General features: G+C 75.9%; 12 protein-coding genes. All 12 read left to right on the forward strand.

Features of this window, described 5'->3' with window-relative positions; translation table 11 throughout:
* Nucleotides 1-927, forward strand: a complete 927-nt coding sequence (locus CHF16_RS02125) for an ABC transporter ATP-binding protein (RefSeq protein WP_089324144.1) — start codon at nt 1-3, stop codon at nt 925-927.
* Nucleotides 924-1,721 carry an ABC transporter permease gene (locus CHF16_RS02130; RefSeq protein WP_089324145.1) on the forward strand — a complete coding sequence of 266 codons (798 nt, stop codon included), beginning with the start codon at nt 924-926 and terminating at the stop codon, nt 1,719-1,721. The genes CHF16_RS02125 and CHF16_RS02130 overlap by 4 nt, the downstream gene beginning before the upstream one ends.
* A gap of 38 nt (nt 1,722-1,759) precedes the next feature.
* Entirely contained in the window at nt 1,760-2,998 is a 1,239-nt protein-coding gene (locus tag CHF16_RS02135) for a sensor histidine kinase (RefSeq protein WP_089324146.1), read from the forward strand.
* A complete protein-coding gene (locus CHF16_RS02140) occupies nt 2,995-3,600 on the forward strand; it encodes a response regulator transcription factor (RefSeq protein ID WP_089324147.1) in 606 nt (201 codons plus the stop codon). Before CHF16_RS02135 ends, CHF16_RS02140 begins: the two co-directional genes overlap by 4 nt.
* 34 nt (nt 3,601-3,634) lie before the next feature.
* On the forward strand, nt 3,635-4,798 hold the full coding sequence (locus tag CHF16_RS02145) for a pyridoxal phosphate-dependent aminotransferase (protein WP_089324148.1): 1,164 nt from the start codon (nt 3,635-3,637) through the stop codon (nt 4,796-4,798).
* 95 nt (nt 4,799-4,893) lie between these two features.
* Nucleotides 4,894-5,439 (forward strand): RNA polymerase sigma factor, encoded by a 546-nt coding sequence (locus tag CHF16_RS02150; protein ID WP_089324149.1) that lies wholly within the window; start codon nt 4,894-4,896, stop codon nt 5,437-5,439.
* A 14-nt stretch (nt 5,440-5,453) separates the two neighbouring features.
* A complete protein-coding gene (locus CHF16_RS02155; RefSeq protein WP_089324150.1) occupies nt 5,454-6,560 on the forward strand; it encodes a CU044_5270 family protein in 1,107 nt (368 codons plus the stop codon).
* Nucleotides 6,561-6,649: 89 nt separating this feature from the next.
* Nucleotides 6,650-7,675, forward strand: a complete 1,026-nt coding sequence (locus CHF16_RS02160; RefSeq protein ID WP_245868152.1) for a carbamate kinase — start codon at nt 6,650-6,652, stop codon at nt 7,673-7,675.
* 1 nt (nt 7,676) lies between these two features.
* Nucleotides 7,677-8,783, forward strand: a complete 1,107-nt coding sequence (bar, locus tag CHF16_RS02165; protein ID WP_089324151.1) for a barbiturase — start codon at nt 7,677-7,679, stop codon at nt 8,781-8,783.
* 112 nt (nt 8,784-8,895) lie between these two features.
* Complete coding sequence (locus CHF16_RS02170; RefSeq protein WP_089324152.1) at nt 8,896-9,591, forward strand: SseB family protein; 696 nt, start codon at nt 8,896-8,898, stop codon at nt 9,589-9,591.
* 62 nt (nt 9,592-9,653) lie between these two features.
* Nucleotides 9,654-10,406 carry a phytanoyl-CoA dioxygenase family protein gene (locus CHF16_RS02175; RefSeq protein WP_089324153.1) on the forward strand — a complete coding sequence of 251 codons (753 nt, stop codon included), beginning with the start codon at nt 9,654-9,656 and terminating at the stop codon, nt 10,404-10,406.
* Between the two features lie 40 nt (nt 10,407-10,446).
* The gene (locus tag CHF16_RS02180; RefSeq protein WP_089324289.1) at nt 10,447-13,419 is read left to right on the forward strand and encodes a glycine--tRNA ligase; all 2,973 of its coding nucleotides are present in this window, start codon (nt 10,447-10,449) and stop codon (nt 13,417-13,419) included.
* The last annotated feature ends 32 nt before the right edge of the window (nt 13,420-13,451 follow it).

Consider the following 13,451-nt stretch of genomic DNA (forward strand, 5'->3'; position numbering starts at 1 on the left):
ATGAACGATCCGGCCATCACCGTCACCGGTCTCCGCCAGCGGTACGGGGACTTCGAGGCCGTCGCCGGCATCTCCTTCGAGGTGGGGGAGGGCGAGCTGTTCGCCCTCCTCGGCACCAACGGCGCCGGCAAGACGACCACGCTCGAGACCCTGGAGGGGCACCGGCCCGCCCACGCGGGCACCGTCCGGGTGCTCGGGCACGACCCGTACCGGGAGCGCCGCGCCGTCCGCCCGCGCATGGGCATCATGCTCCAGGACGGCGGCTTCTTCGCCGACCTCACCGTCGCCGAGACCGTCGAGCACTGGCGCGGCTTCACCCCGGCGGCGCGCGGCGCCGAGGAGGCCATCGCCGTCGCCGGGCTCGCCGGGAAGGCCGGCGTGCGGGTGCGGCAGCTCTCCGGCGGCCAGAAGCGCCGCCTCGACCTCGCCCTCGCGCTGCTCGGCCGCCCGCAGGTCATCTTCCTGGACGAACCCACCACCGGCATGGACCCCGAGGCCCGGCAGGCCACCTGGACGACCGTCCGGGGCCTCGTCGCGGACGGCACCACCGTCCTGCTCACCACGCACTACCTGGAGGAGGCCGAGCACCTCGCCGACCGGCTCGCGATCATGCACCGGGGCCGGATCGAGACGTCCGGGACGGTCGGCGAGGTCGTCGCCGGGCACGGCGACCGCATCCGCTTCCGCGTCCCCGGCACCGTCCAGGTCGCCGAGCTGCCGGAGCTGCGCGGCGCCCGCGCGTCCATCTCCGTCGACGGCGGCCGGGCCGTCGCCTCCTACGCGGTCACCGGCGCCGGCCTCCAGGCGTGCCTGTACGACCTGCTGCGCTGGGCCGACGGCCGGCGCCTCACCCTGGACGGCCTGGAGGCGCGCAGCGCGTCCCTCGAGGACGTCTTCCTCCGCACGGCCGAAGGAGCCGCCCGATGAACCCCTCCGCCGTGCTCCGCGTCGCCCGCCTCGACGCCACCCTGCTCTGGCGCAACCGGACGGCGCTGTTCACCGTGGCCGGCCTGCCGGTCCTGTTCGCCGCGATGCTCGTCCCGATGCGGGGCCAGGAGATCGGCGGCGTCGACGGCGCCCTCCTCCAGGGCACCGGGCACCTCGGGTTCTTCCTCGTCTTCGCGGTGTTCATGAACCTCGTCAACGTCTTCACCGCCCGCCGCGAGGACCGCACGCTCAAGCGGCTGCGCGGCACCGCGCTCTCGGACGCCGAGATCACCGGCGGCAGCGTGCTGACCGCGACCGCCGTGTACGCCGTGCAGGCCCTCGCGCTGCTGGTCGCGCTGGCCGCCGCGTTCGGCGGCCGGTTCCCCGCCGACCCGGTGCTGCTGCTCGCCGGGCTCGCCGGCGGCGCCGCCGTCTTCGCCGTGCTGGCCTTCGCCGTCTCCGGCCTCACCCCGAACGCGGAGCTGGCGCAGCTCACCGTGCTGCCGATCATGTTCGGCTGCCTGCTGGGCGGCGGGGTGATGTTCCCGCTGGAGGAGCTGCCGGGCTGGCTCCAGCACGTGTGCCGGGCCGTCCCGCTCAACCCGGTCGTGGAGATCGTCCGGACCGGGTACTTCGGCCGCGACTTCGTCCACCACGGCGCCCCGCAGCCGTCGCTGAGCATCGTGCAGGGATGGCTCGCCTGCGTCCGGCCGTTCCTCTACCTGGTCCTCTGGGGCGCCCTCGGCCGCGCCCTCGCCGCCCGCTGGTTCCGCTGGGAGCCGCGGCACGCCTGACCAGCGGTACTACCCTGCGTTGAGAGGAGGAACGGCACATGACGGTCGCCACCACGGCGGATCTCGAAGAACAGGACACCCGGAGGCTGGAGCGGTACCGGCGCGTCACCTACCGGTCGTTCATGTTCGCGGCCGTCGGCTTCGTCGCGCCGCTCGTCGCCGGGCTCGGCGCCGCCTACGCCGACGGCGACGTGGGCGCGCCCGTCGCCGCCGCCGTGCTCGCCGGGTTCGGCGCGCTCGCCTTCTCCTACCGCAGGCTCGTCCGGACGGGCCTGGAGGGCGGCTCGTCCCGCGCCGACATCGCGGTGAGCGGCGCCGTCGCCGCGGCGCTGAGCCTGATGCTCCTCGTCAGCCCCTGGTTCACGATCGTCCCGGTGTTCTGGCTCTCCGCCGTCGTCCTGACGCCGATGAGCCGCGGGCGCCTCGCCGCCCTCTGCGCGGCAACCGGCGCGTACAGCGGCGCGGTCTCCACCGTCGCCGCGGACCGCCTCGGCGCGCACGGGGGGATGCCCTGGTACGGGGTCTTCCCGATCCTGTTCGTGCTCTACACCGCGGTCTGCGCGGTGGTCGCGTTCGTCAACCTCTACCAGCGCCGCATGTGGGACATGCACCGCGAGACCCACGCGGCCCGCGACGCCCTCGCCCGGCTCGCCGTCACCGAGGAGCGGCTCCGCTTCTCCCGCGACCTCCACGACCTGCTCGGCCACAGCCTGTCGCTGATCGCGGTGAAGAGCGAGCTGGCGATGCGGATGGCCGGCACCGACCCCGAGCGGGCCGGCGCCGAGATGGCCGACGTCCGGCACGCCGCCCGGGAGGCGCTGCGCGAGGTGCGCGCCGCCGTCAGCGGGTACCGCGCGGTCGAGCTGGACGCCGAGCTGGCCGGGGTGCGGGCGGTGCTGGAGGCCGCCGGGGTCCGCTGCGAGGCCGGCGCCCCGCCGGACGGGCTGCCGCCCGAGGTCCGCTCCGTGCTCGCCTGGGTCATCCGCGAGGGCGCCACCAACGTCATCAAGCACAGCGAGGCGCGCCGCTGCGCGATCTCCATCACCTCCCACGGCGGGTCCGTGGTGCTGGAGATGGTGAACGACGGCGCCCGCGCGGCCGGCGGGCCGGGCGGCTCGGGGCTGACCGGGCTCGCCGAGCGCGCCGCCGTGCTCGGCGGCGAGGTCGCCTTCGGGCGGCGCGGCCGCGACGAGTTCCTGCTGCGCGCCGCCGTACCGCTGCCCGCGCCCGGCGACGACCCCGTGCCCGCCGCGGCGCCCGCCGGGAGGGGAGCGTGATCCGCGTCCTGCTCGCCGACGACGAGCACCTCATCCGCGGCGCCGTCGCCGCGCTGCTCGGCCTGGAGGCCGACCTGGAGGTCGTCGCCGAGGTCGGCCGGGGCGACGAGGTCGCCGCCGCCGTCGCCGCGCACGACCCGGACGTCGCCGTCCTGGACATCGAGATGCCGGGCGCGGACGGCCTCGCCGTCGCCGAGGAGCTGCACGCCTCCGGCGCCCGCTGCGCCGTCTGCATCCTCACGAGCTTCGGCCGCCCCGGCTACCTGCGCCGCGCCATGGCCGCCGGGGTCCGCGGCTTCGTCGCCAAGGACGCCCCCACGCAGGAGCTCGCCGCCGCCATCCGCAAGGTCCACGGCGGCGGCCGCTACCTGGACGCCGAGCTCGCCGCCGGCGCCATGGCCGCCGGCGACAACCCGCTCACCGAGCGCGAGCGCGAGGTCCTGCGCCTCACCGGCACCGGCGCCGGGACGGCCCGCATCGCCGCCTCCCTGCACCTGTCCGAGGGCACCGTCCGCAACTACCTGTCCACCGCCATGAGCAAGCTCGACGAGTCCAACCGCCTCGCCGCCGTCCGCGCCGCCGAGCGCATGGGCTGGATCTGACGCCGCCGCGTGCCCCGCCGTTACCCTGGTCGGCGTGGGTGAGCCTCTCGTAGCGCGCATGCAGGGATTCGGCGAAACGATCTTCGCTGAGATGTCGGCCCTGGCCGTCCGGACCGGGGCGATCAATCTCGGCCAGGGCTTCCCGGACGAGGACGGCCCGGCCGGTGTCCTGGACGCGGCGGTCGGGGCCATCCGCTCGGGCGGGAACCAGTACCCGCCCGGGCCGGGCGTGCCGGAGCTGCGGGAGGCGGTGGCGGCGCAGCGGCTCGGCCGGTACGGGCTGGAGTACGACCCGGCGACCGAGGTGTACGTGACCGTGGGCGCCACCGAGGGCATCGCCGCGTCGGTGCTCGCCCTCGCCGGGCCCGGCGACGAGGTCATCGTCTTCGAGCCGTACTACGACTCCTACGCGGCCGTCGTCGCGCTCGCCGGGGCCGTGCGGAGGCCCGTCATGCTGCGCCCGGTCGAGGGGCGGTTCACCTTCGACCCCGACGAGCTGCGGGCGGCGGTCGGCCCCCGCACCCGCGCGATCCTGGTGAACTCGCCGCACAACCCGGCGGGCACCGTCTTCACGCGCGGCGAGCTGGAGGCCATCGCGGCCGTGTGCCGCGAGCACGACCTGGTCGCGATCACCGACGAGGTGTACGAGTACCTCACCTTCGACGGCGCCGAGCACATCCCCCTGGCCGCGCTCGACGGGATGCGGGAGCGGACGGTGTCGGTGTCGTCCGCCGGGAAGTCGTTCTCCGTCACCGGCTGGAAGACCGGCTGGGTCACCGCGCCCGCCCGCTACGTCCGGGCCGTCCAGACGGTGAAGCAGTTCCTCACCTACGCGGTCAGCGCCCCCTACCAGCGGGCCGCCGCGTACGCGCTGCGCAACGAGATCCCGTGGGTGGAGGAGCTGCGCAAGTCGCTGCAGGCCAAGCGCGACCGGCTCATCACCGGCCTGGAGGCCGCCGGGTTCACGGCGTACCGGCCGCAGGGCACCTACTTCGTGCAGGCCGACATCCGGCCGCTCGGCTTCACCGACGGCATGGAGCTGGCCCGCGCCCTGCCGGAGAAGGCGGGCGTCGTCGCGATCCCGACGCAGGTGTTCTACGACCACGCCGAGGCCGGCGCCCACTTCGTCCGGTTCGCGTTCTGCAAGAAGGACGAGGTCATCGACGAGGCCGTGGAGCGCCTCGCCCGGCTCCGCTGAGACCCGGCTTCCGCTGAGAAAGGCGCGGCGCGCGTGTAAACGGGACCGCCCGCCCGGGATTACCTCACGACAACCGACCCCGACGGGAGGTACTCGTGGATGATCCCGAATCACGGTTCACCCGCCTGTACGACGAGAACCATCGCCGCGTCCTCGCCTACGCGCTCACCCGCGCCGAACCGCACACCGCCGAGGACATCGCCGGCGAGACGTTCCTGATCGCCTGGCGGCGGCTGGACGACATCGCCGACCCGCCGCTGCCGTGGCTGCTCGGCGTCGCCCGCAACCTGCTGCACAAGCAGCGCGACCGGCGGCTGCGCGGCCACGCCCTGGCCGACCGGATCCGGGCGCTGGCGACGCCCGCCGACCTCGCCGCCTGGGACGTCGCCGAGCACGTGGTGGAGCGCGAGACCGCGCTCGCGGCGATCGCCGGGCTGTCCGAGCGCGACCTGGAGGTCCTCGCGCTCGTGAACTGGCACGGCCTGGAACCGCGCCAGGCGGCGAAGGTCGTGGGCTGCTCGGTGCCCGCGTTCGCCGTCCGGCTGCACCGGGCCCGCAGGCGCCTCGCCCGCGCCCTGGACGCCGCCGCCCCGGCCGGTCCCCGTCCCGCCGTCCAGGCCGCCCCGGAGGCGGCCCGATGACCAGTGGAGAGAGCATGAAGGACGCCGACACGATCTTCCGGGGCCTCAAGCCCGCCGCGCTGGACGAGCTGGCCGGCGAGGGCCACGCCCGGCGCCGCGACACCGACCTCGCCCGCGCGATGGGCGCCGCCGCCGAGCCCGCCCCGCGCCGCGCCCTCCGCCTGCGCCGGCCGCTGCTGCTGGCCGCCGCAGCCACCGCCGCGGCATGCGCCGCCGCGGGCGCCATCGTGATCACGGACGGGGACGGGGGCGCGTCGCCGCCGGGCGTGGTGCAGCAGGGGCCCGCCGGTGCGCGCGACATCCTGCTCGCCAGCGCCAAGGCGGCCGAGAAGACCCCGGCGACGGTGGGCCGCTACTGGTACGCGCGCACTCAGACGAGGGTGGTGCACGAGTACGAGCAGGGCCCGGCGGCCAGGAGGCCGGGGAGTCCTGGCGGCCGTCCCAAGCAGCCGAAGAAGCTCCCCTACACGTACGTGACCACGGGGGAGCAGGAGAGCTGGACGGCGCGGTCCCCGCGCGACCGCACCCGCACGATCGCCGGGATCGGCGTGAAGGCGAGCTTCCCCACGGCCCGCGACGAGGCGGCATGGCGCCGCGCCGGCTCGCCCGAGCTGCTCGACGAGGAGGACCGGACCCGGTCGGTGAACGACTACGACGAGCCGGTCAGGTACACGATCGGGAGCGGCCAGGTGTCGATGGCCGAGCTGCGCCGGCTGCCCGCGGACGCGGCGGGCCTGGCGGCCGAGCTGCGCCGCCGCTACGCGGCCGACGTGCGCGCGGCGGGCGGGCGGGAGAACGTCGACCCCTACCCGTACTACGTCTGGATGGTCGCGCAGGACCTGCTCGCCGGCCCCCTCACGCCGGGCACCCGGGCGGCGCTGTACCGCGTCCTGAGCGAGCAGGAGGGCGTCCGGTCCGACGGCGCGGTCACCGACCAGCTCAGGCGCCGGGGCGTGGGCGTCTCGATGGGCGGCCCCGCCGGGCGCATCCGGCTGATCATCGACCCGCGGACGGCCGCGCTGCTCGCCTTCGAGTCCTTCGTCGACGAGCGCGGCGAGCCCGGCCTGTCGATGGCGTACAAGGCGATGGGCTGGGTGGACTCCCTGGACGCGCGTCCCTGACGGTTCGGCGGAGTTCGCCGAAGAGGCGGCGCTCGTTGGGCGGATTTCGCCCATGAGCGCCGCCCTCCGCGCGGGTTAGCGTCCGTCCCGTGACCTGGAACGGCGGCGGGCCGCTCGACGGCGAGCGGATCCTCATCGCGCTCGGCGGCAACGCCATGACCGCACCGGACGGCAGCGCCGCGCCGGACGCGCAGGCCGCGGCGATCGAGGCCGCGATGGCGCACGTCGCCGACCTCGCCGCGGCGGGCGCGCGCGTCGCGCTCACCCACGGCAACGGCCCCCAGGTCGGCAACCTGCTGATCAAGAACCGGCTGGCGGCGGGGGTGGTGCCGCCCGTCCCGCTGGACTGGTGCGGCGCGCAGACCCAGGCCACCGTCGGCGTGATGATCATGAACGCGCTGGACCGGGCCCTGTCCGCGCGCGGCGCCGCCCGCCCGGTGTCCGCGGTGGTGACGCGCACGCTGGTGGACGCCGCCGACCCCGGCTTCGCCGCCCCCGCCAAGCCGATCGGCCGCTACTTCCCCGAGGAGCAGGCCCGCCGGTCCATGGCGCGCGGCGAGACGTGGCGGCGGTTCGGCACGCGGGGCTGGCGGCGCGTCGTCGCGAGCCCGGAGCCGCTGGAGATCCTGGACGCGGAGGCCGCCGCGGTCCTGCTGGACGCCGGGCACGTCGTCGTCGCCGCGGGCGGCGGGGGAGTGCCCGTGGTCCGGGCGGACCGCCCCGGCGGCGGGCACGGCGCGCTGCGCGGCGTCGAGGCCGTCGTCGACAAGGACCTGGCGGCGCAGCTGCTGGCCCGCCGGCTCGGCGCGTCCGTCCTCGTCATCGCCACCGACGTGGAGTCCGCGATGACCGGGTTCGGCACGCCGCACGCCCGGCCGCTGCGCCGCACCACCGCCGCCGAGCTGGCCGCGCTCGCCGCCGCCGGGCACTTCGCCGGCGGCAGCATGGGCCCGAAGGTGGAGGCGGTGCGGCGGTTCGTCGCGGCCGGGGGCCGGCGCGCGGCGATCGCGTCGCTGGACCGGCTCGGCGACGCCGCGCACGGCCGCGCCGGGACGGTCGTGGAGGCGCCGGCCGGGGTAGAGACCACACCGAGCAGAGCAGCCGAGGAGCGATGACGTGCCCGACCCGATCGAAGTCCGCAAGATCCCCATCGAGAGCGTGACCGACGCGTCCGGGCTCGCCCGGCTGATCGACGACGGCGTCCTGGAGGCCGACCGCGTCCTCGCCGTCGTCGGCAAGACCGAGGGCAACGGCGGCGTGAACGACTACACGCGGCTGCTGGCCGACCGGGCCTTCCGCGAGGTCCTCACCGCCAAGGGCACCCGCTCGGCGGAGGAGGTGGCGCGCGTCCCGCTGGTGTGGTCGGGCGGCACCGACGGCGTCCTCAGCCCGCACGCCACCGTGTTCGCCACGACCGACCCGGCCGCGGCGCCCGCCTCCGACGAGCCGCGCCTGTCGGTCGGCGTCGCGATGAGCGAGATCATCCTGCCCGAGGACATCGGCCGCCCCGCGATGGTCGAGACCGTCGCCGCCGGGGTCCGCGAGGCGATGAAGACCGCCGGGATCGACGACCCCGCCGACGTCCACTACGTGCAGACCAAGACGCCGCTGCTCACCCTCGACACGATCAACGACGCCAAGGCGCGGGGCCGCGACGTCGTCACCGAGGACACGCTGAAGTCGATGGACATCTCCAACTCGACCACCGCGCTCGGCATCGCCGTCGCGCTCGGCGAGATCGAGATGCCGTCCGCCGGGCAGATCCACCGGGACCTGTCGCTGTACTCGTCGGTGGCGTCCTGCTCGTCCGGCGTGGAGCTCGACCGGGCGCAGATCGTCGTCGTCGGCAACGTGCGCGGCATCGGCGGCCGGTACCGGGCCGGGCACGGTGTGATGAAGGACGCACTGGACGCCGACGGCATCTGGGACGCGATCGCCTCGACCGGCCTCGATCTGCCCGACCGGCCCCGCGCGTCCGACCTCGGCGACCGGCTCGTCAACGTGTTCATCAAGTGCGAGGCCGACCCGCGCGGCGCGGTCCGCGGCCGCCGCAACATCATGCTGGACGACTCCGACGTGCACTGGCACCGGCAGATCAAGGCGTGCGTCGGCGGCGTCGCGGCGTCCGTCACCGGCGACCCGGCGGTGTTCGTGTCGGTCGCGGCCGTCCACCAGGGCCCGTCCGGCGGCGGCACCGTGGCCGCCATCGCCGACCTCGGCTGAGCCGGCGCTCGGAGCCGGACGGGCGATCCCGTGCGGCGATCCCGGGCGGGGGGCACGGAGAGTATCCGGTTAGTCGCCCGCAGGGGTCGCCGGAGGTTATAGCCTGCCTGGCGTGTCCGGACTGACCATTCCCGAACCACTGATCCCCGGGGACGACGGCAGCGCCGATCCCCGGCTGTGCGAGGCGCTCGCGGGGTACGCCGCGGGCCGTACCGGCGCGCACACGGTGCTGCGGCGGCTCCAGGGCGCCCGGCTGCTCGTGCCGATCGTCGCCGTCCTCACCGAGGAGGAAGAGGTCGAGCCCGGCGAGCTGCGCCGTGAGAAGTCCAGCGAGATGGCGCTGCCGACGCTCATCGGCGAGGACGGGCGGCGGGGCGTGCTCGGCTTCACCTGCACCGAGACGATGAAGGCGTGGCGCGCCGACGCCCGCCCGGTGACGGTGCGGGGCGGCGACGCGTGCCGCGCCGTCCTCGACGAGGGCGCCGACGCGCTGGTCGTGGACGTCGCGGGCCCGGTCCCGTTCGCGGTGGAGGGGCTGCGCCTGCACCTGCTCGCCGAGGGCCGCCCGATCCCGCCGCCGCACGAGGACCCCGACGTCCTCGCCGCCGTCGACGCCGCGTTCGGCTCCGACCCGGCGGTGACCGGCGTCCGGGTGACCGAGGGGACGTCCGCGGAGGTCGCGGTCCGGTTCTCCGTCGCCCCGGGGCACGACGAGCGGGGCACCGTCCAGCGGGTCTCCGACCGGCTCGCCGAGGTGCTGCGCGGCCGCATCGTCGGCGGCGTGGAGCTGAACGTCATCCGCCGGTAGACCGCCCGGCCCCGCCGTAAATCGTTCGACCCGGGCGGGCCCGCCCTGCGACCCTGGGCGCCATGATCGATGTCGACGCCTTCATCACCGACGGGTTCGTGCGGGTCGAGGAGGCGTTCCCCCGCGAGCTGGCCGGCGAGTGCCGGGCGATCCTGTGGCGCGGCACCGGCTGCGACCCGGACGACCCCGCGACCTGGACCCGGCCGGTGGTCCGCCTCGGCGAGTACGGCGGGGAACCGTTCCGGGCCGCCGCGAGCACGCCCCGCCTGCGCGCCGCGTTCGACGCGGTCGTCGGCGAGGGCGCCTGGCTGCCGCGCGGCGGGCTCGGCACGTTCCCGGTGCGCTTCCCCAGCGACGAGCCGCCCGGCGACGACGGCTGGCACATCGACGCGTCCTTCCCCGGCGACGACCCCGCCGACTTCATGGCCGCCCGGGTGAACGTCGAGTCGAAGGGCCGCGCGCTGCTGATGCTGTTCCTGTTCTCCGACGTCTCCGAGGACGACGGCCCCACCCGGATCCGGGTCGGCTCCCATCTGGACGTCCCGCCGATCCTGGAGCCCGCCGGCGCGGCGGGCGTGCCCTTCATGGAGCTGGCGGGCAAGGCCGAGGCCGCGACGGAGCACCGCCCGCTCGCGCTCGCGACGGGGCGGGCCGGTGACGTGTACCTGTGCCACCCGTTCCTCGTCCACGCCGCGCAGGCGCACCGCGGGACGCGCCCCCGGTTCATGGCGCAGCCCCCGCTGCTCCCCTCCGGCCCCCTTCCCGCGGCGTCTCCCGTGCGCGTCGCGATCGAGCGAGGTCTCGGGCGCTTCTAGGCTTGTCCTTCCGCGCCCATTGGAGACTCCCGTGCTGACCATGCAGGACGCCCTGATCCGGCTCACCGAGTACTGGTCGGGGCGCGGCTGCCTCGTCGCGCAGCCGATGAACACCGAGGTGGGGGCGGGCACGCTCAACCCGGCGACGGCGCTGCGCGTCCTCGGCCCCGAGCCGTGGCGCGTCGCCTACACCGAGCCGAGCGTCCGCCCCGACGACTCCCGCTACGGCGACAACCCGAACCGGCTGCAGACCCACACCCAGTTCCAGGTGGTCCTCAAGCCGGAGCCGGGCGACGCGCAGGAGCAGTACCTCGGCAGCCTCGGCGCGCTCGGCGTCGACCTGCGCGCGCACGACGTCCGGTTCGTCGAGGACGACTGGGCGTCGCCCGCGCTCGGCGCGTGGGGGCTCGGCTGGGAGGTGTGGCTGGACGGCCTGGAGATCACCCAGTTCACCTACTTCCAGCAGTCGGGCGGGCTGACCCTCGACCCCGTCTCGGTCGAGATCACCTACGGGATGGAGCGCATCATGATGGCGCTCCAGGGCGTCTCCCACTTCAAGGACATCCTGTACGCCCCGGGGGTCACCTACGGCGAGGCGTTCGGCCAGGCCGAGTACGAGATGAGCCGCTACTACCTCGACGACGCCGACATCGCGACCAACCGGGAGCTGTTCGAGGCGTACGCGGCCGAGGCGCGGCGGATGCTGGACGCGCGGCTGCCCGTCCCGGCCCACGCCTACGTGCTGAAGTGCTCCCACGCGTTCAACGTCCTGGACGCGCGCGGCGCGATCGGCACGACCGAGCGGGCGCGCGCCTTCGCCCGGATGCGCGGCCTGGCCCACGAGGTGGCCGCGCTGTGGGTGGAGCGCCGCGCCGAACTGGGGCACCCGCTCGGCGACGCCGCGGCGCGGCCCGCCGTCGCGGCCCCGGCCGACCTGCCGGACGCCGTGCCCACCGGGACGTTCGCGCTGGAGATCGGCGTCGAGGAGCTGCCGCCGGGCGAGATCGGGAAGGCGGCGGGGTACGCCGGGGAACGGCTGCGCGACGGGCTCGCCGGGGCCGGCCTGCTCACCGGGGATTCCGCGCTCGCCGTGTACGCGACGCCGCGCCGGATCATCGTGCTCGCCCGCGGCCTGGAGGCCCGCGAGCCCGACACCGAGCAGGTCGTGAAGGGGCCGCGGTTCGCGGCCGCCTACGACGCGTCCGGCGAGCCGACGCGGGCGCTGGCGGGGTTCGCCCGCGGCCACGGCATCGACGTCTCCGCCGTCCGGAAGGTGACCGTCGCCGGCGGGGAGTACGCCGGATACACCCGGACGGTGGCGGGGCGCTCCGCCGCCGAGGTCCTCGCCGGGCTGCTCCCGGAGATCGTCACCGGGCTCCGCGCCGGGAAGAACATGCGGTGGAACGCCCCCGGCCTGTCGTTCGCCCGCCCGATCCGCTGGCTGCTGGCGCTGCTGGACGACCGGGAGGTCCCGGCCGCGGTGGGCGGCCTGACCGCCGGGCGCGAGACCCGGGTCCACCGGACGTCGGCGACGCCGCGGGTCGCGGTGCCGGACGCCGCGTCGCTCGTCGCGGTGCTGCGCGAGCACGGGATCGAGCCCGACCCGTCCCGCCGCCGGGCCCGGATCGCCGAGGCGGCGCTCGCCCTCGCGAGCGCCCGGGGCGGGACGGTCGACCTGGCCGCCGAGCACGGCCTCGTCGAGGAGATCGTGAACCTGGTCGAGGAGCCCGTCGCCGTCCTCGGGGCGTTCGACGCGGCGTACCTGGAGCTGCCCGAGGAGATCCTCACCACGGTCATGCGCAAGCACCAGCGCTACCTGCCGGTCCGGGACGCCGGGGGCCGCCTCCTCCCGCACTTCGTCACCGTCGCCAACGGCGACTGCGACCACGACGCCGTCCGGGCCGGGAACGAGGCGGTCCTCCGCGCCCGGTACGAGGACGCGTCGTTCTTCTTCCGGCAGGACCTGCGCCGCACGCCCGAGCAGATCAAGGAGGGGCTCGGCAGGCTGACGTTCACCGAGCGGCTCGGGTCGATGGCCGACCGGTCGGCCCGCGTCGCCGCGATCGCCGCCGACCTGGCGGGCCGCGCCGGCCTCACCGCCGCGGAGCGCGCCGTCCTCTCCCGCGCCGCCGCGCTGGCGAAGTTCGACCTGGCCTCGTCCATGGTCATCGAGCTGCCGAGCCTCGCCGGGACGATGGCCCGCGAGTACGCCCGCCGAGCCGGCGAGGACGACGACGTCGCCGAGGCCCTCTACGAGATGGAGCTGCCCCGCACGGCCGGGGACGCGCCGCCCGCGACGGCCGCCGGGGCCGTGCTCGCCGCCGCCGACCGGCTCGACCTGCTCGCCGGGCTGTTCGCCGTCGGGTCGGCGCCGACGGGCAGCTCCGACCCGTTCGGGCTGCGCCGCGCCGCGCTCGCGCTGACCGCCGTTCTGCGTGAGGTCCCGCGCCTCGCGCCGGTCACGGTCGGGGACGGCCTCGCCGTCGCCGCGCGGCACCAGCCCGTCGCCGTCGCGCCGGACGCGCTCGCCGACGCCGAGCGGTTCATCGCGCGCCGCCTGGAGCAGCAATTGCTGGACGAGGGGCACCCGGTGCGCGTCGTCCGGGCCGTGCTTCCGCTCGCGGGCGCGCCCGCCCAGGCCGCGCGGGCCGCCGCCGACCTGGCGGAGCTGCTCGGGTCGCCCGGGTTCGAGCGGCTCACGACCGCGCTGCAGCGCGTCCTGCGGATCGTCCCCGACGACGCCGCGGCCCGCTACGACCCCGGCCTGTTCACCGAGCCCGCCGAGCACGCCCTGCACGAGGCGCTCACCCGCGTGAAGGCCGAGCTGACCGCGCGGCCCTCCCTGCCGGAGTTCGCGGACGCCGCGTCAGCGCTCGCCGGGCCCATCGACGCCTACTTCGACGGCGTGATGGTGATGGCCGACGACCCCGGCGTGCGCGCCAACCGGCTGGGGCTGCTCGCCGCCGTCCGCGACACCGCCGCACCCGTCCTCGACTGGCGCGAGGTCGCCTGACCCGGGTGCCGCCCCTGACCCGGGTGCCGACA

The sequence above is a fragment of the Actinomadura meyerae genome, assembly GCF_900188445.1.
In the GTDB taxonomy this organism is placed as follows: domain Bacteria; phylum Actinomycetota; class Actinomycetes; order Streptosporangiales; family Streptosporangiaceae; genus Spirillospora; species Spirillospora meyerae.

Bases quoted from the DNA above. Each gene is read 5' to 3' on its own strand.
- CHF16_RS02125 (WP_089324144.1), top strand. From the start codon at position 1: ATGAACGATCCGGCCATCACCGTCACCGGTCTCCGCCAGCGGTACGGG.
- CHF16_RS02130 (WP_089324145.1), top strand. From the start codon at position 924: ATGAACCCCTCCGCCGTGCTCCGCGTCGCCCGCCTCGACGCCACCCTG.
- CHF16_RS02135 (WP_089324146.1), top strand. From the start codon at position 1,760: ATGACGGTCGCCACCACGGCGGATCTCGAAGAACAGGACACCCGGAGG.
- CHF16_RS02155 (WP_089324150.1), top strand. From the start codon at position 5,454: ATGAAGGACGCCGACACGATCTTCCGGGGCCTCAAGCCCGCCGCGCTG.
- CHF16_RS02175 (WP_089324153.1), top strand. From the start codon at position 9,654: ATGATCGATGTCGACGCCTTCATCACCGACGGGTTCGTGCGGGTCGAG.
- CHF16_RS02180 (WP_089324289.1), top strand. From the start codon at position 10,447: ATGCAGGACGCCCTGATCCGGCTCACCGAGTACTGGTCGGGGCGCGGC.